Source organism: Polynucleobacter sp. AP-Melu-500A-A1 (assembly GCF_018882125.1).
GTDB lineage: Bacteria > Pseudomonadota > Gammaproteobacteria > Burkholderiales > Burkholderiaceae > Polynucleobacter.
On sequence record NZ_JACVOZ010000002.1, the window covers coordinates 458678 to 481637 of the forward strand.

Genomic DNA, 22960 nt, shown 5'->3' on the forward strand with positions numbered 1-22960 from the left:
TAGTTTATAGGGCTTGTAATGATTCTGGAGAAAAGCCAATTCATGCACTTTTTCTCATGAGCTTATAAGAAATGAATCTGAGCTATGTGTAATGTGTTTCCACTTCTTGTTTAAGATATACATAAGTGAAATTCACCTCGTTCTTAACACTGAGAAAAAATCTAAATGGAGATTGTTCCCATGCGTTCAAAGCACCTTAAAACCGCGTTACTGGCATCGGCCATGATTGGCCTTGGTCAATGGAGTGGCACAAGCCTAGCGCAAAATGCTGCTGCAGCTGATCTATATAAACGGGGATTAGCAGCCACTTGCGCGAATTGCCATGGTACTGATGGCAAAGGAGTTGTTGATGGTGGAATGCCCCTCATCAACGGCCTTAGCAGCGAACAAATGCTAACTCAACTCAAAGCATTTAAATCTGGTGCCCGCGAAGGGACCATCATGCCGCAGTTAGCCAAAGGCTACTCTGATGAGCAACTCGAAACTATCGCCAATCAACTTGGCAAGAAATAATAAGGAAGCCATCATGGATCGTCGTCATTTTATTGGTCAAAGCGCTGCGGCACTCGGCTTAGTAGCCGGCTTCTCTGGACAGGCACATGCCAACCTACAAAAAGCAGAGATACTCGTAATTGGTGGTGGATACGGTGGTGCCACAGCAGCCAAATACCTGCGCCTGTTTTCTAATAACACCGCTAAGGTCACCTTGATTGAGCCAAATGCCTCTTTCATTTCCTGCCCAATGTCTAACTTAGTAGTTGGGGGATCACGCACTATTTCAGAAATTACTACTTCCTATGACAATCTGAGCAAACGTCATGGTATCAAGATGATTCAAGATAGTGTTGTGAGCATGGATGCAGACAAGAAGACAGTGAAGCTTGCCTCTGGCAAAACCTTGCGTTACGATAAAGCAGTTGTTTCGCCAGGCGTTACCCTGATGATGAATAGCATTGAGGGTTTAGAACAGGCTAACAAAGCCGGCGTTACATTGCAGGCCTGGAAAGCTGGAGCAGAGACTGTAGCACTTCATAAACAGTTAGCTGCTATGCGTGATGGCGGAACATTTATTCTCAGCGTACCTGAGGCACCCTATCGCTGCCCTCCTGGACCATACGAGCGCGCTTGCCAGGTTGCTAATTACCTAAAGCAAAATAAACCAAAATCTAAAGTGATCGTTTTGGATGCCAATCAAGATGTCACCTCGAAGGGTGCACTGTTTAAGAAAGTGTGGGCGGAGCAATACGCTGGGATTATTGAATACCTACCAAAACACAATGTCACTGCTGTAGATGCTAAAACCAAGACTGTTAAATTAGAAGTTCAAGATGACATCAAGGGTGATGTATTAAATCTTCTGCCTGCAATGAGCGCTGGTGAGATCGCTGTGAAAACTGGATTAGCCAACTCTAGTGGACGCTGGGTTAATGTGAACTTTCTGAACTTTGAGTCTACTGCGCAAAAAGACATTCATGTACTTGGCGACTCCATTCAGATTGCGCCAGCGATGCCAAAGTCAGGTCACATGGCTAATCAACATGCCAAAGTAGCTGCCGCAGCAATCGTTGCCGAGCTTAGTGGCTGGGAAGTAAATCCAGCCCCAGTGCTGACCAATACCTGCTATAGCTTTGTCAATACCAAGGAAGTGGTTCATGTGGCGAGCGTTCATCAATACAACGCGGCAGAGAAAACCTTCAAGACAGTTTCTGGTTCAGGTGGGCTTTCTCCTGCCCCTTCCACCCTTGAAGGTGTATATGCCTGGGGATGGGCTCACAATATCTGGGCTGATAGTTTGGCTTAATGGATAGCGACACAATCCCAAAAGGGGCCTTTTGGCCCTTTTTCTTACAACCCACTATTTCAGAAATATACTGATGCGTAACTATCTGAAATGAAGGAGATGTGATGACTATGACCCCTACCACACCCAAGGACGCGTCTAAGCTTGAAAAGGCTCTTGAAAATTGGACCGTTCCGATTGGAAATCTATTTGTTTCCTTGTTTCATCGCATCGCATTGTTCGCCATTGGTGGCGCAACTGTTTGGTCTGCTGCAGTTGCTTTCATGGGAATGATGAGTAAAGGCTCAGCCTCTATCGAAGATTTACTCTTACTGTTTATCTATTTAGAGATTGGTGCCATGGTCGGTATTTACTTTAAGACCAACCATATGCCTGTGCGCTTTCTGATCTATGTTGCTATCACAGCAGTAACGCGCCTCATTATTGATTTAGTTAACACTAAGCATGAAGCTGATATGGCCATCTTATTAATGGGCCTCACTATTCTCATTTTGGCTTTAGCAAATGCAGTCGTTCGTTATGCCTCTTATAAATATCCCAGTAAATCAGGTCAGAGTGAGTAAATCGATCACCGATTCTCATTCATAAATTATGCAAATACTGAGAAAATCCCAAGATAGAGGCTATGCCGACCACGGTTGGCTTAAAAGCTTTCACTCATTCTCCTTTGCTGGCTATCAAGACCCTCGGTTTATGGGCTGGGGGAATCTCAGAGTCATCAACGAGGATCGCGTTGCTGCAGGCATGGGCTTTGGTAAGCATGGCCATCGAAATATGGAAATTATTAGTTATGTGCTTTCTGGTGAGTTAGCACATGAAGACAGCATAGGCAATATCAAAGGAATACCACCAGGTGATGTACAACGCATGAGTGCAGGTGCTGGTGTGATGCATAGTGAGTTCAACCATGCCAAAGATCAAACAACCCATTTCTTACAAATCTGGATAGAGCCTAATACTTTAGAAGTAGCGCCAAGCTATGAACAAAAAACGATTGCGGTAACTGATAAACAAGGCAAACTCTGTCTCATTGCCTCTCCTGCCGAACAAGAGAACACAGTGAAGATTTATGCAGATGCAAAACTCTATTCTGGATTATTTGATGGTGATCAAAAAGCTGAATTAGCTCTTGATCCAAAGCGCAAAGCCTATGTTCATCTTATTCGGGGTTCACTAGATGTGAATGGACAAACATTGAATGATGGTGATGCGCTATTCATTCAGGATGAAACGCAATTAACCATTGCTAATGGTAAAAACGCTGAGGTCTTAGTATTTGACCTCAGCGCTTAATGAGTTACTAGAAAATTTGCCGAATTAGTCTAGTTTAATTTTGGCTTTTTCAATAACCACTTTCCAGCGGGCAATATCAGAGTTATATAAATCAGTAAATTGCTGAGTATTCATTGGGGCAATTTGTACGCCCGCTTTCACAAAGCGATCTTTCATTTCAGGCGTCTCAAGAATTTTGAGAACGGTATTGTTCAGTGTTTGTACGATGGCTGTTGGCGTACCTGCTGGGACAAAGACACCCTGCCACAAAGCCATTTCATAACCCTTAACACCTGCCTCTTGAACTGTCGGCAATTCAGGCGCTCCACTAAAGCGAGTCTTGCTGGTGACTGCCAATGCATGGGCCTTATCCCCTTTATACAAAGGAAGGCCTACTGGCATACCAGCAAAGTAAAAATCAATTTGACCGCCAACTAAGTCAGTGGCAGCGGGAGCACCACCCTTATATGGAATGTGAATGGCTTGCATGCCAGTGGTGGCTAAAAATAATTCGCCAGCCATGTGGTCTGAATTGCCAATTCCAGAGGAACCAAAGCTCAGCTTGCCAGGATCTGCTTTGAGCATAGCAATCAAATCGGCAACATTCTTCGCTTTGGAATTATTGCCCACTATCAATATATGTGGGGTTGCAGCTACTCCAACAACAGGGAGTAAATCCTTCTGTCCATTGAAGGGCAGTTTCGGATTTGCTGCTACGTTAATCGCAAGTCCATTTTGCGCAAACAGAATGGTGTAACCATCAGGGGCACTTTTAGCCACTGCATCAGCAGCCAAACTACCGGCAGCTCCACCACGATTTTCAACAATCACGGGTTGCTTTAAAGCAAGACTGAGATCATTCGCAATCATTCTGCCAACAATATCTGTCGAGCTTCCAGGGGCGTATCCAATCATCATCTTGATGGGTTTATCTGGATAGGCAGCTACAGCAGATCCAATCACTACAGGCAGCACTACTGCGCTTAATACGATGTTTTTTATTATTTTCTTTAACATACTGTCTCCTCCACAAAATTTAGATATTCAAAGAAGCTATCCCACACTCCTTGGCACAATTATTTAAAGATTCCAATAACTCAGGAGTAATTGGAATCCCTTGTTGCATTCTTGCAGCCATCATCTTTGCAGCACCCTCACCTGGTACACGGATTTCTTTTATACCAGGTAATGTTGATGAGCTTTTTAAGTCTTCTACTAAAGTAATTACCCTGTTAATAAATTCTTGTTTATCCCCGAATGCACTTGGATCAACTGCAATAATGGTTTGCCCAGTATTTGTAATCAAATCATGATGCGCATTAAAGTCAATAGTACCTTTACCTACTGCTGCATTATTTAATGCGCCCGCTAGCAAGCCAATCATCACTGCTAGTCCATAACCCTTGTAACCACCGATAGGTAATAAAGAGCCCTCGGCTGATCTCTTGGGATCGGTAATGGGCTGCCCCTGTCGATCAATCATCCAATCGCTTGGAATTGATTCGCCCTTCTGAGCGGCTAGCTTCACTTTGCCATAGGCTGCCACCGTGGTGGCAATATCCAACAAGACCATCGGATGATCTCCGGCTGGAACTGCAATGGCAATTGGATTGGTCGATAAAAGCAAATCAATCCCACCCCAGGGCGCCATATGATTTGCATTACCTACTGCCATGTAAATTCCAATAAAACCTTGTTCTGCTAATTTACGAACATAAACAGATGCAGCGCCCGAGTGATTACCGTAATGACTACCTACCCAGCAAACACTATGCTCTTTTACTTTCTCAATTGCTACTGCCACTGCTTTATTCATCACGAGATGACCTAAAGCGTTATCTCCATTAATTAATGCTGTAGCACCCTGCTCACGCTCAATCCGAATATGAGGCTTGAGATTGATGCCCCCCGCACGAATTCTTTTGAGATAAGCAGGCAAACGAAATAATCCATGTCCATCGGCGCCCACCAAATCGGATTTAATCATCAGTTGCGCAACGATCAAGGCATCAGCTAAGGGAACATCATGCGCTATAAGCGCCTTAGCAATAAATTGCTCAGCCTGCGTAATAGATAGGTATTTCGTAGCTGTCATGGACTCTTAAATCTCCGTACTCGCCCTGAATTCCATGCTGTAGACATATTTTTTTTCAGGGTGATAGGTAACTGTTACTTCAAAAAGTTTATCTTGATTATCGAAATACCGTCGAATAATCACCAAACAGGGATCCGAAGTCTTCAATTTTAAATGTTCCGCAATATCAGGTGGCGCTGCCAAGGCATACACATCTAGCTCTGCTCGCTCAATTCTGGCGCCATACCGCTTTTCAATTTGCTCAAATACCATCACTTGAGAGTGTTCTGGGTCGGTAGTCAATGAGGCAAATTGCGGCAAGATATAAATATCAGACCATGAAATAATTTCTTCAGTCTCTTGGCGTTTACGGATGCCCCCAATGTGATACCAGGAGGAGCCCGCTGGGCACCCAATCATTTCTGCCCGCGCCTTATCAATCTCAATGAACTCCTCTGCCAAGTTGACGCGATATGTATCGCGCGGATAACTCAAGATATCTACTGGTGAATTAAAGCTTTGCGTAAAACGTCTGAGCTTCTGTCTGGAAATAATTTGAGTTGGAGCGCCTTGACGTCGAAATATAAGTCCACTCGTTTCAAGAATTTGCAGAGCATGGCGCAGAGTATGTCGACTTGCCTGAAAATTTTTGCAAAGGTCTGCCTCGGTAGGCAAGGCAGACCCAACGGGCCAATCACCGTTATAAATACGACCCTCGAGTGTATTCGCTAAAGACTTATATAACGGTAGGCGCTCAGTCAACTTAGCTTAATCCGAACATCTTCTTGCCAGCAACCGGGAGACGTGCTTTTAAGATATCTCCTGACAAGGATTCAGTGATGTACAGATCTTTACCATCTGGGCCACCAAAACACATATTGGCCAAATGATGATGATGTGGATTATCTGAATAGATCAAATGGGTTGGCAACATATTGTTATCAAAGCGCCAAATACCAATACCCAAGTGGCAAACTAACAAGCCATTCTCTGAATCCATCTCAATACCATCAGGACCTGCTACACCGCCGGTTAACTGAATTGCAACACCTGTTTTAGAAACAGAACCATCAGCCATCAATGGCAATCTCCAGATTTGCTGTGAGCGAGTCGCAGCAACAAAGACATGTTTTTCTTGAGTATTTAAAGTAATGCCGTTAGGACTAGGCACATTTAATGCCAAGCGATCTAACTGTCCATTGGCGCGTAATCTAAATACGCGGCCTGATGGATCAGCGATACCAGTCTGACCTTGATCGGTGAAATACAAATCGCCATTGGAAGCAAAATGTAAATCATTGAGACCTTTAAAGTTCTCGCTATACATTGACCCTAAAACAGTTTCAATTTTTCCCGTCTTTGGATCCAGTGCAATCAAACCCATTTTGTAATCGCAAATAAATGCGCGACCGTCTTTATGAAATTTCAGGCCATTAGGCCAGCCATCATATTGAGTGACCAGCTCCCAGTCACCCTTGGGAGTAATTCTAAAAATTCGACCGAAAGGGATATCCACAAACCACAAATTACCTTCGCGGTCAAAAGAGGGTCCTTCTAGGAAGCACTCTACTTCCTGACCTTGGCGGTTGGGATCAGACCAACCAGTGCGTGATTTTTTCCTGAATTTCTCAGGCATGGACATAAAGACTTCAGCTTTAATTTTTTCAACAGGCTGGAAAGGGTTAGTCATCGTCATAGATTAATGCTCCTATATAAAGTTATACGTATAAGTTATTAATATTGTTTAAGTATTAAACCACGATTAATGATAATCTTCAGGAAATAGCAAAGGCTTATGATTTATTTGCCTTTTGAAAATAAATAACTTAACCATATAAGTTCAAATATGACCAAAAATATAGCCGTTATTGGCACCGGAATTATGGCCGCAGGAATTGCAGCGGGGTTTATTGCCCAAAGCATTCCTGTAGTGATCTTGGGAAGATCTAAAGACAAGGCTGATGCTTGCTTAGATAAGGCTATTGCGCTGGCTAACAAAATTGGTATGGTGGGCAAGAATGCGCAAAAAGATTCTGCCGCTATTCAAGCGGAACAATCCACTAGTGTTTTAGAGGATTGGTCTAACTGGGATCAATGCCAATGGGTGATTGAAACCATTGCTGAAAACTTAGAGCTTAAGCAAAACGTTTTTCAGTATCTCGATCAAGTGGTGCCAGACAATATTCCGATCGGTAGTAACAGCTCAGGCTTTCCTATTAGCAAAATTGCTGAAGGCCTCAAGACTGCAAATCGCATGATGGGCGCGCACTATTTCATGCCGGCAGAAGTAGTGCCCTTAGTTGAAATCGTCATGGGGCAAAAATCGGATTTAGCATATGCACAGCAAGCTTGTGAGCTATACCGAAGCATTGACAAAAAACCAGTGTTAGTTAAAAAAGATATCCCTGGCTTCTTGGCTAATCGTATACAGCATGCCCTGATGAGAGAGGCGCTATCTTTGGTGCAAGAAGGCATCGCCACTCCGGCTGATATTGACGATGCGGTGAGATACAGTTTTGGCTTTCGCTATGCCGCAGTTGGGCCCATGACGCAAAAAGAAATTTCTGGATGGGATGGCATGGCCAATGCTGCTCGTGAAATCTACCCCTCCCTTTCCAACATCACGACCTTGTCAGCCAAAGTAGAGCAACTCATGAGTGAAGGAAAGACGGGGATGAAGGCAGGCGAAGGTTTCAGAAAATGGACACCTGAAGAAATCGCTCAGGTTTCAGACTCTTATTCTAGAAGATTAAAAGCAGCATTTGATGTTCTCAACATTGAATAACAGTGTGGCCTTTAGCAATGGCGCTTTTAACCCTATCTGTATTGGGTATGACGCCAATTCCGTTAGCGGACAGTTGAGAGGCGTCCAAATGGCCTTGCTTGGCTACTAAAGGCTGATCACAAATATCAAACTGCAGATACTGATTTGACATGCTAAATCCCCAAGGTACATTCCCTATCGCAAAACCAATGGACGCAGTAGCTGCGCCAGAGAGGGAGGTCTCTGCAACTTTGCACGCTAAATTCATTTGGAGATGTTTATCCAATAATATTTGGGCAGCTTTAAAAGCCGGTAGAACACCACCAGTTTTAATGAGCTTCAGACTTGCCCCATCCAAGGCCTTCGCCTTGATGAACTCTTCAATTTCAGGCTCACCATGGATCGACTCGTCCAGGCCAATTGGAATGGGCGATCTTTTCTTGAGCAGTACAAAATCTTCAATAGACAGATCGGCAGCAATCAATTGCTCGGCAAAGGCTAATTTACTTGCCTCCTTCGACTCGCAAAATTGGATCGCATCTGACAAACTCATGGCGCCATTCGCATCAACAGAGACAACATCGCCTTCCAGCAAATTAGAAAGAATCTCTACCCGTTGCAAATCCTCCTTCAATGAGAGGGAGCCGATTTTGATCTTCCAATGTCGAAATCCAAGGCTACGAAATGACTTAGCATCGGCTAACTCTTTATCGAATGAGCCCCCCAGCATTCGCAGCAGTGGAATGGGAGTTGAATTCTCGATATCGGGCAAATTATTTGTCTGGCGAAGGTATCGCCATAAAGGCAGAGATTGTTTTTGGGTAAACAAATCCAGTAAAGCCATTTCAAAGCAAGATTTTGCCGAAGCATTGCCATATAAAATTTTTGCAAAATCGCGTGCAAATTCTTTTGGCTCAACCCAATCCCAAGACTTTGCCTGTTCCACTAAATACTGGATGCTCCCTACTAGGCTAGCCAAGGTTTCTCCGGTCATCAGTGGCGCAACTGAGGCTTCGCCCCAGCCTGTCCTACCCTCTTCATCGCTTAAACATAAAAGTACTGTTTTGGCATCAACAACCATCTCCCGCGACATCTTCATGGGCTCAATCAGTGGGATAGATAGGGGATAAATGGTGGCGCTGGTAATTTTCATTTGTATGGATCAATGCTTTAATGAATAAACTTAAAATTAACGTACAAAACAATTATGGAGAACCTTACATGAGAATGCTTATTTTGGCATGATCTCCCGTCCGCACAATATGAAGACTACATCAAATCCTATCCAAGCAATAGCAGCTATTGTTTAATAATTTATAACATCTGAAAAAATTACCTTACTGAAAGAATGACATGATTGAAACTTCTGGAAAAAAATTGGCAGGCTCCATCATTCGCCTTCACCCCAATGACAATATTGTGGTGGCACGTGTTGATATCGCTATTGGCACTGAGGTCCCCAGTGAAAGTTTCACGAGCCGCAGTCAAGTTCCGGCAGGTTACAAAATTGCTGCTAAGAAAATCCTAAAGGGCGACCCGATTCTCAAGTACAACGTCACTGTTGGGTTTGCCAATGTCGATATCGAACCAGGCACGATGGTTCATAGCCATAACACGGAGTTTCGTGAATTTGATCGCGACTATGCCTATGCCAGTGAATACAAACCTACTCAAATGCTTCCTGAATCAGAGCGGGCTACTTTTCGGGGTTATGTACGCGCAAACGGTAAAGTCGGTACACGCAATTTCATTGGGATCTTATCGACAGTCAATTGTTCAGCAACGGTTGTAAACAAGATTGCTGACTGGTTTACCCCCGAGCGCCTCAAAGACTTTCCCAATGTAGATGGGGTTGTAGCATTTAGTCACGATATCGGTTGCGGCATGGAAATGAGTGGTGAACCCATGCAGCTATTACGCCGCACCATGGCGGGCTATGCACGTCACCCTAACCTAGCGGCGGCATTAATTGTGGGTTTGGGTTGTGAACGCAATCAACTCAAAGGTTTAATGGATCAAGAAGATCTGAAAGAAGGTCATAACTTGCATACCTTCATCATGCAAGAAACTGGCGGTACGCGTAAAACCATTGAAGCGGGTATTGAAGCAGTGAAGGCTCTATTACCAGAAGCCAATAAAGCAAAACGAGAAACGGTGTCCGCTAGTCATTTAACTGTAGGCTTGCAATGTGGCGGCTCGGATGGCTTTTCATCTATCACCGCTAACCCAGCATTAGGTGCAGCAGTTGATATTTTGTCTCGACATGGCGGCACTGGAATTCTTTCTGAAACCCCAGAGATCTATGGTGTTGAGCACACCTTGACCCGCAGAGCGGCCAGCCAAGCAATTGGTGAAAAGTTAATTAAGCGAATTCGCTGGTGGAAAGATGAATACTCTGTTGGTAGAGACGTTCAAATCAATGGGCAAGTGAGCCCTGGAAATCAAATTGGTGGTTTAGCCAATATTTTTGAGAAATCTTTAGGCTCCTCCATGAAAGGTGGAACTGGTCCGCTCATGGAAGTCTATAAGTATGCAGAGCCAGTCACCACCAAGGGATTTGTTTTCATGGATACCCCTGGATTTGATCCAGTTTCAGCAACTGGCCAAATTGCTGGTGGTGCTAACCTTGTTGCCTTTACGACTGGTCGTGGCTCTATGTTTGGATCTAAGCCGGCACCCTGTATCAAACTGGCTACCAATACCCCAATGTATCAGCGCTTAACCGAAGATATGGACATCAATTGCGGGGAAATCCTAGATGGCACTGTTTCGGTACAGGAGATGGGACAGCGTATTTTTGAGTTATTCCTGCGGACTGCCTCAGGAGAGGCCTCTAAAAGTGAACTATTGGGCCTTGGTGACTATGAATTTGTTCCATGGCAAATCGGGGTAATGAGCTAATTGAACGTTAGAATTGATATTTGAGGTTCTATCAAGACCGAACAAGACTTCATCGAAATTTATAAGGCTTATGAAATTTAAGGATTACTACGAAACATTGGGGGTGGCTCGATCTGCTACCGAGGCTGAGATCAAATCAGCGTACCGTAAGTTGGCACGCAAGTTTCACCCCGATGTGAACAAAGAGGCTGGAGCTGAAGAACAGTTCAAGGCGATTGGAGAGGCTTACGCTGTTCTGAAAGACACTGAGAAACGTGCCGCTTACGATCGCTTTGGATCAAACTGGAAAAATGGTCAGGACTTCACCCCTCCTCCTAATTGGAACGAAGGTTTTGAATACGCGGATGATGGTTATGGCGGAGCTAGTGCTGGTTATGGCGGCGGCTTCGAAGGTGATCAAAGTGAATTCTTTGAATCGCTTTTTGGCAGAGGCAGGCAGCGTCAAGGTGCTCGTTCAGGTAATGCACGCCAGGGAATGAACTTTAAAGGTCAAGATCATCATGCCAAAATATTGATTGATCTTGCTGATGCTTACAACGGCGCAAAACGCACTATTGCTTTACACATGCCCAGCAGGGATGCGCAAGGTCATGTCAGTACTCAAGAGCGTAAATTGGATGTCAGTATTCCAAAAGGAATTAAAGCTGGTCAAAACTTACGCCTGTCTGGACAAGGCGGCCCTGGCATGGGTGAAGGTGGTGCGGGTGATCTCTATTTAGAAATTGATTTCCATCCAAACCCTATCTATCGAATCGATGGCAAAGATATCTATATCGATATTCCGCTTGCGCCATGGGAAGCGGCTTTAGGCACTACAGTCAATGTCCCTACCCCTGCCGGCTCAACACTAGAACTCAAGATCCCTGCAGCGACAGTTGCAGGTCGCAAGATGCGTCTTAAAGGTAAAGGTATTCCCAGTGCCGAACCGGGTGATCTCTATGTGGTACCTACGATTGCTTTACCGCCAGCAGATACAGATGCCCATAAAGAGGCTTATCAAAATTTTTCAAAGGCTTTTGATTTCAACCCCAGAACTCACTTGAAGGGATGATGAAAATGACTCAAACCAATATCACCTGGATTGAAGGTAGCGTCGTAGAAAATGAAGTGCACATGACTATTGTGGAGCTCTCACATGCTTCCCGCACCCCACAAGATCTCATCATGTCTTGGGTATCTGAAGGTGTCTTAAGTCCAACAGGATCCTCTCCGCAAGATTGGCGCTTTAGCGGAGAGTCACTGCGCAGAGCCAAGACTGCCGCTCACCTCACACATGATTTGGAATTAAATACACCAGGAGTAGCGCTCGCTTTAGATCTCCTGGATGAAATCGCACAACTGCGCGCACGCATCCAAATCAGAAGCTAAGAATTCTTTAAGCCTCGGAGCGGCTCAATAGTTGCTCCCAGCGCTGTAGCATTTGATCAAGCTGACCAGTAATTTCTGTCAAGCGAGCTTGCATGCTGGCAGCCAGTTCGGGTTCATTTTTATATAAGTCTGGATTACTCATCGCAATCCCAATATCAGCCTGCTCAGTCTCTAGCACTTCGATTTGGCCTGGCAAGACTTCGAGCTCTTGGCGCTCCTTACCGTTGAGCTTTTGCACCCCACTCTTTGCTATTGGCTTAGCTTCTACTTTGGTCTCAGCTTTGATCTCCGCCTTTGGAGGGGTAGCACTTTGTAATTTTGCGTTTGAGTTTGCTGCCCGAATTTTGTCTGAGCGGGCTTTTTGGATTTTCCAATCCTCATAGCCACCCTCGTATTCACGCCAGAGTCCTTCACCCTCATGAGCAATGATGCTGGTGACGACGTTATCTAGGAAGTATCGATCGTGACTTACTAGAAATACAGTTCCTTTGTAATCCTGCAATAGTTGCTCCAACAAATCCAAAGTATCAATATCTAAGTCATTGGTTGGCTCATCCAAAACCAGCACATTTGCAGGTCTGGCAAACAAACGTGCCAACAATAAGCGATTGCGCTCACCTCCAGACAAAGTACTTACAGGAGAATTGGTACGCTCAGGTGCAAATAAAAAATCACTCAAATAACTCTTCACGTGTTTTTTATTACCGTTAATTTCAATCCACTCACTGCCCGGGCTAATGTAATCCTCTAGCGAGGCATTGAGATCTAGGCCTTCACGCATTTGATCAAAGTAAGCGACTTCAATGCGCGTCCCCATGGTTGCGGTACCAGAATCCGGTGCAATAGTTCCCAGAATAAGTTTTAGTAAAGTTGTTTTACCAGCGCCGTTTGGTCCCAATAAACCAACCTTATCGCCACGCAAAATGGTAGCCGTGAAATCCTTCACAATCGGTCGATCGTAAGACTTGGATACTTCTTGCAAGTCAGCAACAATCTTGCCGCTACGATCCCCCGCCGATACTGCCAACTTCACTTGACCTATAGCATCTCTGCGCTGAGCGCGACTGGTACGCAAGTTTTCCAAGCGAGCTATACGGGCAACGCTGCGGGTACGGCGCGCTTCAACCCCTTTGCGTATCCAAACCTCTTCCTGTGCCAATAATTTATCTGCTCTCGCATTTGCTAAAGACTCAGAATTGAGCTCTTGGTCCTTGAGCACTTCATAAGCTGAGAAGTTTCCTGGGTATGAGCGCAAGATACCGCGATCCAATTCAACAATCTGTGTGCAAACGTTATCTAAGAAAGCGCGATCATGAGTAACCAAAATGACAGAGCCTTGATACTCTTTTAAAAGATCTTCTAACCAAGCAATAGAATCTAAATCCAGATGGTTGGTGGGCTCATCCAATAAAAGAACATCAGGCATCTCTACTAGCGCCCGCGCTAAGGCAACTCGTTTCTTTGTTCCACCGGAGAGCGTACTGATTTTGACATCCGACTCTAAATGTAGTCGATCGAGTGTTTCATATACCCGTTGCTCCCAGTTCCAGCCACTTAGGGCTTCAAGCTGAGACTGCACTTCATCTAAGCGATGATGGGAAGCATCATCCCACTCGCCAACGCTTAAGGCTTCATACTCTTCACGTAAGGCCTTCGCTTGCGCAACACCTTTGGAGACGGCTTCAAAGACAGTTTCTTCTGCATCAAAAATGGGTTCCTGTGGAACATAGGCAATACGTAAGCCTTGCTGGTATTGCAAAAGCCCATCATCCATTTTTTCTATGCCGGCCAAGATCTTCAACAAAGAAGATTTACCTGTGCCATTACGGCCAATTAAGCCAACACGTTCGCCTGCTTCCAGGGAAAAAGCGGTGTTTGCGAGGAGGTCAACGTGGCCAAAAGCCAGTTTTGCATCAGTAAGTACGATTAAAGCCATGCCGACATTATCATCACTTCGGAAAAACCTGGGATATTTCCCTTGATTTCCGCAAGACTAGGGGATGAAGATCTACAAATCAGCCCCTTATCACTCCATCTCATCATTTCTGAAGGCCACACGGGTGGTAGCAAATCTACTTTGGCAAAAAGAGTTAGGACTGATCAATGATTACTTTGAGCAGCAATCAAGCGCAAGCGCTTCTGCGACCTTAATCCCATCGACGCCTGCCGACAAGATTCCTCCCGCATAACCAGCGCCCTCTCCTGCTGGATACAGACCTTTGATATTGAGGCTCTGAAAGTTTAGACCACGAGTAATCCGCAATGGCGAAGATGTTCGAGTCTCAATTCCCGTTAAGACAGCGTCTTTCATGGAAAAGCCTTTGATCTGTTTCTCAAAAGCAGGAATAGCTTCTCGTATCGCTTCAATCGCATAGTCCGGCAAACTAAGGGCCAAATCAGTGAGATGCACACCTGGCTTATAAGAGGGTATGACACTACCAAATTGAGTAGATGGTTTGCCTTCTAAAAAATCTCCCACTAATTGACCAGGTGCTTCATACGTTCTCCCACCTAATTCATAAGCTTTGGATTCCAAAGCGCGTTGGAACTCGATACCTGCCAGCGGGCCACCAGGATAGTCCTCTGGGGTTATGCCCACCACGATGCCCGCATTTGCATTGCGCTCATTACGAGAATACTGGCTCATGCCATTGGTAACTACACGATTGGGTTCTGATGTAGCAGCAACTACAGTACCTCCAGGGCACATACAAAAGCTATACACCGAGCGACCATTCTTGGCGTGATGCACTAACTTGTAATCTGCGGCTCCAATCAATTCATTTCCAGCGTGGGGGCCTAAACGCGCCCTATCAATTAATGACTGAGGATGCTCAATCCGAAATCCTACCGAGAACGGTTTAGCTTCCATGAAGACACCAGCCTCATGCAAGGCCTTAAAGGTATCGCGTGCACTGTGCCCAAGCGCTAGAATCACCTGATTTGCCGCTAGATCTGCTTGATTCTCGATCATAACTCCTGTGATTTGCTCATTATCGATATCAAAGCCAATTACTTTTTGAGAAAAACGAATCTCTCCACCTAATTCAATAATTTGTTGGCGAATCTTTTCTACTACCCCGACTAAACGAAAGGTGCCAATGTGGGGTTTGGCAACATAACGAATTTCTTCTGGCGCACCAGCCTTGATAAATTCTGCAATGACTTTGCGCCCATAAAACTTAGGATCTTTAATTTGGCTATAGAGCTTGCCATCTGAGAATGTACCTGCCCCACCCTCACCAAACTGCACATTCGATTCTGGGTTGAGGATATTTTTGCGCCATAAACCCCAAGTATCTTGCGTGCGCTCACGCACTGGCTTGCCACGCTCCAAAACAATTGGCTTAAAGCCCATTTGCGCCAGGACCAAGGCCGCAAAGATTCCACATGGGCCAAATCCAATCACCACTGGACGCAATATCTTGCCATTGAGCAATGATTCCGGCGCTTTTGCTACAAAGTGGTAACTCGTATCTGGGGAAAGCTTGATATGCACATCATTAGCAAACTTTTTCAGTGTGACATCTTCGTCTTTCACTGAACAATCTATGGTGTAGATAAAAGAAAGAGTGACATTTTTTCTAGCATCATAGCTACGCTTAAAGATATCAAACGTAATCAGATCTTTTGCAGATATATCTAAACGTTTAAGAATCGCCTCCTCAATTGCTTCAGGTGAATGGCTAATGGGTAAACGTAGTTCAGTAATGCGAATCATGTGGAAGGGTTAATCAGCCTTAGCGCCCGAGCTCTTGACGACATTTGCCATGCGATCAAAATCTTTAGCTAACAACTGATTAAATTCCGTTGGGCTTAAATTACCAATTTCGATTCCTTGGCGACGCATGCGCTCAATAATGTCAGGCTGCTTTAAAAGCTTAGTCATTTCTGCTGAAACTTTATTAATGACTTCTTTGGGTGTGCCAACTGGCGCTAGCAATCCAAACCAGCTATCAAATGCATAACCCTTCAGCGTATTACCAATCGGTGGAACGCCAGGAACAAATGGCGAAGGCTTCTCAGAAGAAACCCCTAAGAAGCGAATACGAGAATCATTAGCAAACGGTAATGCAGCCACATTGGCAGCAATCACTGCTTGCGCACGACCAGCTAAGAGTTCGGTTATCGCATCACCAGTTCCCTTGGTAGGTATATGGACTAAATCTATTCCAGCCATGCTATCAAAGTAAGCCATCGCTAAATGGGAGGCACTACCATTTCCAGCGCTAGCATAGTTATATTGACCCGGTTTCGCTTTTGCTAGAACAATGAACTCAGCAACGTTCTTTGCTGGAAACTCAGCATTGGTCATCATGATGTAACTACTAGTTCCAATATAGGCTGCTGCTGTGAAATCCTTTTGTGGGTCAAAGCTTAACTTTGGAAACAAAGTGCCATTGATATTGTGGCTAGCTGCCGCCATTACAAAGGTATAGCCATCAGCAGGTGACTTAGCCACAATGCCAGTACCCACCGTGCCACCTGCCCCCGCTTTATTTTCGACCAATACTGTCTCTCCAAGAGCGACTCCCAATTCATTTGAAAATGAGCGCGCTAAGGCATCTTGAACACTTCCCGGAGAAAACGGCACGATGATCTTGATCGGTTTCGTTGGCCATGGAGCTGCGGCAGCTGCAAATTGGAAAAAGCAAACTAACAAAAGACCACCAAAAAGGCTGGTAGTAAACCGTATTTTCTTCATCAAAAAGGGCTTCATTGATTACTCCAGAACGTTGATCAGATTCCTAAAATGATACTGGGTATATGGCAAATCCCTCTGTATTTTCGGTAAAAGGCGATAATGCGCCATGGCTCTACGCGCAACTATCCACAAGGCTGACCTTCACCTCGCCGACTCAGACCGTCACTACTATGGCAGTCACTCCCTCACAATCGCCAAGCACCCCTCAGAAACCGAGGAGCGGATGATGGTCAGAATCATCGCTTTTGCCCTGCAAGCCCATGAAGATCTGGTCTTTACCAAGGGATTAAGTGATACCGATGAGCCCGATTTATGGATCAAGGATCTGACTGATTCCATCAAATTGTGGGTAGAGATAGGTCAGCCTGATGAGCGTCGCATTTTGAAGGCTTGCGGTAGATCAGATCAGGTCATTGTTTATTGCTACGGTGGTCACACTAGCAAAATCTGGTGGGATGGCATTGCTAATAAGCTGACCAGAGCAAAAAATCTGCAAGTCATCTCCATACCAGCCGAACAAGCACATGAGCTTTATAAGTTAGTTGAGCGCAGCATGGTATTGCATGTGAATATTCAAGATGGTGAGGCCTATGTTTCTTCTGATCAAGGCCAAGTCACAATTACCCCAGAGATCTGGCGCAATCATCAAACACAATGAAGACGGTCATCTTTGATACCAATGTCTTGCTAGATCTATTTGTCTTCAATGATTTTAGAGTACTTCATATCAAGCAGGCTTTAATAGAGCGGCAATTAGATGCTCTTGCCAGCCAGCAAACGCTAGCGGAATTTACAGAGGTCATCTCACGCCCACTATTTTCCTTGGATCAAAGTGCTCAAGAAAAAATAGTGCAAGAGTGGCAAACACTAGCGCATATGATCGATGAGAATAAAATCATTGCCGCACCTTGGCACTGTCGCGACAATGATGATCAAATCTTCTTGGATCTCGCCTATACATGTAAGCCATGCATCTTACTGAGCAAGGATAATGAAGTCCTTAAATTGGCAAATCTTGCAGCAAATGAAGGCGTACTAATTACCTCCGACTACACTAGCCTATAGGCCTTGAGCAGCTTGTGCAGCGATTTCAAAAGATTTGAGGCGAGCTTGATGATCAAAGATCTGTCCGGTCATCACCAATTCACTTGCACCAGTCAAATCCAACCAATGACGCATCGTCTTTCTCACGGTTTCTAGAGACCCTACAGCCGAGACCTGCAAAGTATGTGCAGCAGCAGCTTGTTCATGAGGTGCACAAAAATCATTCAGGTCTGTAATTGGAGGTGGAAGTTGTCCCCGAGTATTCCGCCGCATGCGAACGACATTTTGTTGCAAGGTCGTAAATAGATATTGCGCTTCTTCATCTGTATCGGCAGCAACCACATTCATTAAAAATGCAGAATACGGCTTATCTAACTTATCCGAAGGCTTAAAGAGTTCACGATAGATTTTCATTGCCTCTAATAATTGCTCCGGAGCAAAGTGGGATGCAAATGCATAAGGCAAACCAAAATGTGCCGCTAGTTGAGCTCCATACAAGCTAGAACCGAGAATCCAAATTGGCACCTCAGTATTGGCGCCAGGAATAGCCTTAACTGCCTGCCCCTCTTGAATGGGCCCAAAATAATGTTGCAACTCTCGAACGTCTTGCGGAAAGCGATCATCACTTCCCAATAAATCTCGGCGCAAGGCTCGAGCAGTCGTTTGATCAGTCCCAGGCGCACGTCCCAAACCTAATTCAATTCTTCCAGGATAGATGGAAGCCAGAGTGCCAAACTGCTCGGCTATGACGAGTGGCGCATGGTTGGGCAACATAACGCCACCAGAGCCCACACGGATCGTTTTAGTGCCGCCAGCCAGATACCCTATTAAGACCGCTGTAGCTGAGCTGGCATTGCCCGTCATATTGTGGTGCTCAGCCACCCAGTAGCGCGTATAACCCCACTTCTCGGCATGCTGAGCCACATCCAAGGAATTACGAAGGGCATCACCCGCAGTAAATCCTTGTGGAATCGGAGATATATCTAGAATGGAGTACGGGATGGGATTGACCATCTCTCGATCATACTGAGAAAGTCATTTTTTATCATGAGTAAACCCAAAATGGCAGACCCTGATGCAGGGCTGTTTAAACCCGGCACCAAACTAAAGCACATCAAGACTGGTGGATTCTATAAAGTGGTCATGCTAGCCAATATTGAAGCTACTCTAGAGCCCGCTTATGTCTATGAGTCCTTGCAATCACATGACTTTTGGATACGCCCACAGGCTGAAATGGAAGATGGGCGTTTTGAGCTCATCGAGCAATAATCCATCAATAATAGGAATATGGAATGAGCAATCCCACTGAAGACCGAATCACCAATTTAGAGATTAAATTGAGCTTTACTGAGGATTTGATTGAAAAACTCAATGAGACGATCTACAAACAGCAGCAACAAATTGAGTTTTTATACCGAGAGCTTAAAGCTATCAAGGAGCAAGCTGGCAGTGGTGGTGCGGGCAGTTTAAAAGATGAAATCCCCCCGCACTACTGAACGACTGATAAGATACATTTATAGAAACCGATTTTCACTTCACCTAAAGGACTAAATCATGGGCAACTTAACACCTTTTATTGTTCAGTGGGGCTTAACTTCTTTATCGCTGTGGGTTGCTAGCTATATTTTTAGTGGTCTACGATTTGCTGATGGTGGCTCGCTCATCATCGCAGCACTACTGCTTGGCTTTGCAAATGCCATTGTCAAGCCATTGCTTATTCTCTTTACCTTGCCGCTTACCGTAGTCACCATGGGGCTATTCCTCTTGGTCATTAATGCTTTGGTATTGATGCTAGTCTCCGCCCTGGTGAGTGGCTTTACGATTTCCAGCTTCTGGACTGCGCTCTTTGCCAGTATCTTTATTTCTTTATTTAGCCTCTTCATCATTAACTTGATTTCCTAAGACAAATCAGTAAGGCTAGCTCTTACAGAATATTTAACTCCCTAGGTGCTAGCCTTTTTTAAAACAGCATAGATTTGATCTTTCAAGAGAAGCTTTTCTTTCTTGAGAGTCTCTATTTGCTCGGGAGTGCTAGCCTCAGCATGCGCCTCCATTCGTAAAATCTTTTGATCTAGATTATTGTGCTTATCGAATAAATGAGAAAAATGACGATCTGAAGTTTTCAGTTGGGTAATAAGTTCGCGATATTCAGGAAACATGGTTACTCTTTTCGTTCAAGTGAATCGAAACAGCACGTTTTTAGTTTAGCAAGGCAAGTTCCAGAGAACAATGGCTTTTAGAAGATATTTAATTTGCCATGCCCCTTGCATTAAGCAGGACAAACCCCATATGAAAATGAGGATTTCTTTATAGAAATTGCAGTAATATCGATAGGTGCATTAAGCACTACTAAATGAAAAAGAAGGGTAATAAACCATGGCTACAAAGAAGTCTCCAGCAAAAAAGAAAGTAGCTACTAAGGTGGTAAAAAAAGCCCCTGCAAAAAAAGCTGTCAAGAAAGTTGCGCCTAAGAAAGTAGCAGCTAAAAAGACAGTTAAAAAAGTAGTGAAGAAACTAGCAGCTAAAAAAGTAGCGCCCAAGAAAGTTGCTTCAAAAAAGCCAGTAGCTAAAAAAGTGAGTAAGAAGGTAGTCAAAAAATCTTCTGCTAAAACACCAAAGGTAGATCAATACGGACTCGAACAAGATGATGAGTTCTATGGTCTGTACTTCGCAAAATCAACTAAAAAAGGTTTGGTAGAAGTAAAACCATGCACTTTCACTCTCATGTATTGGTGGAAAGGCTTACTCGGCTATCCTGACATGATTGAAATCTCTAAAGGTAGTAACACTGCGATGTTGCAGTTTGAATCTACTTTTGGTGGCGGCGATTCAGGTGAAACTGAACTTACCGAAAAAGATGTATTGGATATTGATCACATCATTGAAGTAGATGAGGATGAGATGATGGTATCCCTTTACTCTTACGTACCTATTCCAGTTCCAGAAAACTTGATCGGTGCCTTAGGCCTAGCAATTCTCAATATCAACCCTGAAACACGTTATGGCAGCTTAGAGCTATGTACTACTGAGAATGAAGAAGGCAATACTGAGCATTTCTTACGCTATCGTGTTGCAAGCTATTTGCGTGGTATTAAGTCTGGCAAGGTTGAGGCAATCGAAAGCATGGTCACAAACGGTTCCGAGTTCTTTGGCCTAGCTTTAGATGCAATGTGTGTCAATAAATCTATCAAGAAGTGGTTACTGAGTTAACTGACTCAGTAACTCAGTAACATTGTCTTACCTACAGCTGTAGGTATAAGACAAAGGAAAGCGGTCATTGAAAGTCTTGCGGTTCTCAATCAATGTAGCAGTCCGCTTTCCTAACTTCTTGCATTCAGCCTCGGCTAATTCCTGCGCTTCTGAGTCCATAGCCGATTTAGGGGCATGCACCCCGATAGAGCCATCGGACTGTTTATACACCCTAAAATCGCTCTCCGGGGTTGCACAGGCAAATAACAAGCCTACTGCACAGCCTAAAATACCGTAATGTATTTTTCTCATATTACGTCTGCATATACCCATATCTAAGGTTGGTTCTACCATCACCAAACTCGTCATAATTCAATTTAGCTAATGCCACTTTATCCCCCACCAATGCATTTCGTTGTGCTTGGGTGAAGTTATAGAGACGCGCTGAATTATCACCAAAGATAGCGCGCTTGACTGGTCCATCAGCTGGTCCCAGAGCTGCAAAGCCATATTTCTTTTGCATATCCTCGGGGATTTCCAGGCGGCGTAAAGCTTCAATTTGCCATTGCGGAGAGCCCGTCCAAATCGCATCTGTTCCCCAAACGACATGATCAGTTCCCAGTCCCTGAATCAACTGGCCCATCATTGCAGCACAGAGTCTTGGTTCAGCAATGGTGCTCTGTGCAAAGATCTGCCCCAAGTCACCATAGACATTTTTTACGCCTGCTTTTTGAGGAATCTGCGCTAAGTCAGTTACCCAATCAATCCGACCCGTACGCATAAATTGCTGCCAGCCCTCATCCCAAGTACCGCCGGTGTAACGAAAGGCCGAGTGATAAATTACAAAGTTGAGTTCCGGCCAATCTTTTGCCGCTTTAGCAACATCATCTACTGTTGCATATGGCAATAGATGTGGATACTGCTGTGTTACTGATGGTGGGTACAAACCTTTGTGCACACAAACGTTAGCCAAGCTTGGTTTCGTCTTACTCCACTTAGCCAACTTTTCATAGAAGGGATAAACCAACTTCTCATCGTCCAAGCGCCAAGGATGTTTAGAGAGTTGCTTATTCGTGTTGTCACCAATGGTGTAGCCCTTAAAGGAATCTGGCTTGAGGTTTTCATAATCGGCTTCTGCTTTTTCTAACCAACCTGGCATTCCAGGCATGAATATGGCATGCGCGAACATACGCTGCGTACCCGCTTCTTGATTAACCGTTTTGCGTGCTTGCGCCTTCATTTCATTGGTTAAAAACCAATCTCTTGGATCTTCTGATCCCGATCCAGAAATTAAGGCAATCTTGGTATCGCTATCTAAATAGATTTCTTTGAAGTAGTTTGCAAATTTCAGGTCGTCTAAAGTCTGAGGCTTGCCAGCAAGGGCTGGATTCCAAGCAGCTTTTCCTACCGCCTCCCGTGACCTGACAAACCCCTCTAAACGAGTATCGTCTCGCAGATAATGCGTATGCATATCCATGATGAATTGGCTCTTGAGGGCTGCTGCACGTTCATTTGCCATCTCAGGTGTCGCTGCTTCAGCATGACTGACCCCATACAGCGGTCCAAAGGTTTCATTCATCGCAAGAAAGGCTGCAGCCATTCCTGCAGCACCCTGAAAGAAATGACGGCGTGAAACGCCTTGATGTTTTGCTAGTCTTGAGCCAATTTCTTTGACACGCTTCTCAAACTCTTTTTGCTTTGGTGTTTGTACACCGGGCATAAACTCATCACTAGAAATTGCCTGTGTAGGAATGGGCGAACGAAATTTAGCAGTTTCTGCGGGGATTAATTTTTCAATCTCATCGGGCGTCATCATGATATGAGTCTCCTATGTCTTAAAAG

At 44.6% G+C, this 22960-nt stretch carries 26 protein-coding genes; 14 read left to right on the forward strand and 12 right to left on the reverse strand.

Annotated features, from left to right (window positions below; genetic code table 11):
* Positions 1 to 180 precede the first annotated feature (180 nt).
* The 4 genes from ICN38_RS05700 to ICN38_RS05715 all read left to right on the forward strand — a co-directional run bounded on the left by ICN38_RS05700 (position 181) and on the right by ICN38_RS05715 (position 3094).
* On the forward strand, positions 181 to 513 hold the full coding sequence (locus ICN38_RS05700) for a c-type cytochrome (protein ID WP_216256027.1): 333 nt from the start codon (positions 181 to 183) through the stop codon (positions 511 to 513).
* Between the two features lie 13 nt (positions 514 to 526).
* Positions 527 to 1801: an NAD(P)/FAD-dependent oxidoreductase gene (locus ICN38_RS05705; protein ID WP_216256030.1), complete on the forward strand. Its 1275-nt coding sequence runs from the start codon at positions 527 to 529 to the stop codon at positions 1799 to 1801.
* A gap of 104 nt (positions 1802 to 1905) precedes the next feature.
* Positions 1906 to 2364 (forward strand): phosphate-starvation-inducible protein PsiE, encoded by a 459-nt coding sequence (locus tag ICN38_RS05710; protein WP_216256032.1) that lies wholly within the window; start codon positions 1906 to 1908, stop codon positions 2362 to 2364.
* Between the two features lie 28 nt (positions 2365 to 2392).
* Positions 2393 to 3094 (forward strand): pirin family protein, encoded by a 702-nt coding sequence (locus ICN38_RS05715; protein ID WP_216256035.1) that lies wholly within the window; start codon positions 2393 to 2395, stop codon positions 3092 to 3094.
* A 24-nt stretch (positions 3095 to 3118) separates the two neighbouring features.
* On the opposite strand, the gene ICN38_RS05720 is transcribed toward ICN38_RS05715, so the two are convergent.
* Genes ICN38_RS05720 through ICN38_RS05735 form a run of 4 tightly spaced genes read right to left on the reverse strand, consistent with a single transcriptional unit; the run spans position 3119 to position 6843 of the window.
* Positions 3119 to 4090, reverse strand: a complete 972-nt coding sequence (locus tag ICN38_RS05720) for a tripartite tricarboxylate transporter substrate binding protein (RefSeq protein ID WP_216256037.1) — start codon at positions 4088 to 4090, stop codon at positions 3119 to 3121.
* A 19-nt stretch (positions 4091 to 4109) separates the two neighbouring features.
* Positions 4110 to 5168 carry an Ldh family oxidoreductase gene (locus ICN38_RS05725; protein ID WP_216256038.1) on the reverse strand — a complete coding sequence of 353 codons (1059 nt, stop codon included), beginning with the start codon at positions 5166 to 5168 and terminating at the stop codon, positions 4110 to 4112.
* 6 nt (positions 5169 to 5174) lie between these two features.
* On the reverse strand, positions 5175 to 5909 hold the full coding sequence (locus tag ICN38_RS05730; protein WP_216256041.1) for a GntR family transcriptional regulator: 735 nt from the start codon (positions 5907 to 5909) through the stop codon (positions 5175 to 5177).
* 1 nt (position 5910) lies between these two features.
* Entirely contained in the window at positions 5911 to 6843 is a 933-nt protein-coding gene (locus tag ICN38_RS05735) for an SMP-30/gluconolactonase/LRE family protein (RefSeq protein ID WP_255562728.1), read from the reverse strand.
* A 150-nt stretch (positions 6844 to 6993) separates the two neighbouring features.
* Here ICN38_RS05735 and ICN38_RS05740 point away from each other — a divergent pair, with 150 nt between their 5' ends.
* The gene (locus ICN38_RS05740; protein ID WP_216256043.1) at positions 6994 to 7932 is read left to right on the forward strand and encodes a 3-hydroxyacyl-CoA dehydrogenase NAD-binding domain-containing protein; all 939 of its coding nucleotides are present in this window, start codon (positions 6994 to 6996) and stop codon (positions 7930 to 7932) included.
* Here ICN38_RS05740 and ICN38_RS05745 read toward each other — a convergent pair.
* Entirely contained in the window at positions 7919 to 9064 is a 1146-nt protein-coding gene (locus ICN38_RS05745) for a mandelate racemase/muconate lactonizing enzyme family protein (RefSeq protein WP_216256045.1), read from the reverse strand. The two genes, ICN38_RS05740 and ICN38_RS05745, sit on opposite strands and share 14 nt — an antisense overlap.
* Before the next feature lie 200 nt (positions 9065 to 9264).
* Here ICN38_RS05745 and ICN38_RS05750 point away from each other — a divergent pair, with 200 nt between their 5' ends.
* From ICN38_RS05750 to ICN38_RS05760, 3 genes are all read left to right on the forward strand, one after another.
* Complete coding sequence (locus ICN38_RS05750) at positions 9265 to 10812, forward strand: UxaA family hydrolase (RefSeq protein WP_216256046.1); 1548 nt, start codon at positions 9265 to 9267, stop codon at positions 10810 to 10812.
* A gap of 70 nt (positions 10813 to 10882) precedes the next feature.
* Positions 10883 to 11863: a DnaJ C-terminal domain-containing protein gene (locus tag ICN38_RS05755; RefSeq protein WP_216256049.1), complete on the forward strand. Its 981-nt coding sequence runs from the start codon at positions 10883 to 10885 to the stop codon at positions 11861 to 11863.
* A gap of 5 nt (positions 11864 to 11868) precedes the next feature.
* On the forward strand, positions 11869 to 12180 hold the full coding sequence (locus ICN38_RS05760) for a chaperone modulator CbpM (RefSeq protein WP_216256051.1): 312 nt from the start codon (positions 11869 to 11871) through the stop codon (positions 12178 to 12180).
* Positions 12181 to 12187: 7 nt separating this feature from the next.
* Here the strand turns inward: ICN38_RS05760 and ICN38_RS05765 are convergent, their stop codons facing one another.
* The 3 genes from ICN38_RS05765 to ICN38_RS05775 all read right to left on the reverse strand — a co-directional run bounded on the left by ICN38_RS05765 (position 12188) and on the right by ICN38_RS05775 (position 16900).
* Positions 12188 to 14116 (reverse strand): ATP-binding cassette domain-containing protein, encoded by a 1929-nt coding sequence (locus ICN38_RS05765; RefSeq protein ID WP_216256053.1) that lies wholly within the window; start codon positions 14114 to 14116, stop codon positions 12188 to 12190.
* Between the two features lie 171 nt (positions 14117 to 14287).
* Complete coding sequence (locus ICN38_RS05770; protein WP_216256056.1) at positions 14288 to 15901, reverse strand: NAD(P)/FAD-dependent oxidoreductase; 1614 nt, start codon at positions 15899 to 15901, stop codon at positions 14288 to 14290.
* A 9-nt stretch (positions 15902 to 15910) separates the two neighbouring features.
* Positions 15911 to 16900 carry a tripartite tricarboxylate transporter substrate binding protein gene (locus ICN38_RS05775; protein ID WP_216256058.1) on the reverse strand — a complete coding sequence of 330 codons (990 nt, stop codon included), beginning with the start codon at positions 16898 to 16900 and terminating at the stop codon, positions 15911 to 15913.
* Between the two features lie 91 nt (positions 16901 to 16991).
* Here ICN38_RS05775 and ICN38_RS05780 point away from each other — a divergent pair, with 91 nt between their 5' ends.
* Together ICN38_RS05780 and ICN38_RS05785 are read left to right on the forward strand one after the other, a co-directional pair.
* Positions 16992 to 17543 (forward strand): YaeQ family protein, encoded by a 552-nt coding sequence (locus tag ICN38_RS05780; protein WP_216256061.1) that lies wholly within the window; start codon positions 16992 to 16994, stop codon positions 17541 to 17543.
* On the forward strand, positions 17540 to 17950 hold the full coding sequence (locus tag ICN38_RS05785; protein WP_216256064.1) for a putative toxin-antitoxin system toxin component, PIN family: 411 nt from the start codon (positions 17540 to 17542) through the stop codon (positions 17948 to 17950). The genes ICN38_RS05780 and ICN38_RS05785 overlap by 4 nt, the downstream gene beginning before the upstream one ends.
* Here the strand turns inward: ICN38_RS05785 and ICN38_RS05790 are convergent.
* Positions 17945 to 18943: an LLM class flavin-dependent oxidoreductase gene (locus tag ICN38_RS05790; RefSeq protein WP_216256066.1), complete on the reverse strand. Its 999-nt coding sequence runs from the start codon at positions 18941 to 18943 to the stop codon at positions 17945 to 17947. The genes ICN38_RS05785 and ICN38_RS05790 overlap by 6 nt on opposite strands.
* A 33-nt stretch (positions 18944 to 18976) precedes the next feature.
* Here ICN38_RS05790 and ICN38_RS05795 point away from each other — a divergent pair, with 33 nt between their 5' ends.
* The 3 genes from ICN38_RS05795 to ICN38_RS05805 are packed head-to-tail and all read left to right on the forward strand — an operon-like array spanning position 18977 to position 19831.
* On the forward strand, positions 18977 to 19198 hold the full coding sequence (locus tag ICN38_RS05795) for a hypothetical protein (protein ID WP_216256068.1): 222 nt from the start codon (positions 18977 to 18979) through the stop codon (positions 19196 to 19198).
* Between the two features lie 23 nt (positions 19199 to 19221).
* Positions 19222 to 19425 carry a SlyX family protein gene (locus ICN38_RS05800; protein ID WP_216256069.1) on the forward strand — a complete coding sequence of 68 codons (204 nt, stop codon included), beginning with the start codon at positions 19222 to 19224 and terminating at the stop codon, positions 19423 to 19425.
* Positions 19426 to 19480: 55 nt separating this feature from the next.
* On the forward strand, positions 19481 to 19831 hold the full coding sequence (locus tag ICN38_RS05805; RefSeq protein WP_216256272.1) for a phage holin family protein: 351 nt from the start codon (positions 19481 to 19483) through the stop codon (positions 19829 to 19831).
* Between the two features lie 41 nt (positions 19832 to 19872).
* Here the strand turns inward: ICN38_RS05805 and ICN38_RS05810 are convergent, their stop codons facing one another.
* On the reverse strand, positions 19873 to 20088 hold the full coding sequence (locus tag ICN38_RS05810; RefSeq protein ID WP_216256071.1) for a YdcH family protein: 216 nt from the start codon (positions 20086 to 20088) through the stop codon (positions 19873 to 19875).
* Positions 20089 to 20305: 217 nt separating this feature from the next.
* Here ICN38_RS05810 and ICN38_RS05815 point away from each other — a divergent pair, with 217 nt between their 5' ends.
* Positions 20306 to 21139, forward strand: a complete 834-nt coding sequence (locus tag ICN38_RS05815) for a hypothetical protein (RefSeq protein ID WP_216256074.1) — start codon at positions 20306 to 20308, stop codon at positions 21137 to 21139.
* A 27-nt stretch (positions 21140 to 21166) separates the two neighbouring features.
* Here ICN38_RS05815 and ICN38_RS05820 read toward each other — a convergent pair whose 3' ends face one another.
* On the reverse strand, positions 21167 to 21430 hold the full coding sequence (locus ICN38_RS05820) for a hypothetical protein (RefSeq protein WP_216256075.1): 264 nt from the start codon (positions 21428 to 21430) through the stop codon (positions 21167 to 21169).
* 1 nt (position 21431) lies between these two features.
* The gene (locus ICN38_RS05825; protein ID WP_216256077.1) at positions 21432 to 22934 is read right to left on the reverse strand and encodes an amidohydrolase family protein; all 1503 of its coding nucleotides are present in this window, start codon (positions 22932 to 22934) and stop codon (positions 21432 to 21434) included.
* Between the last annotated feature and the right edge of the window lie 26 nt (positions 22935 to 22960).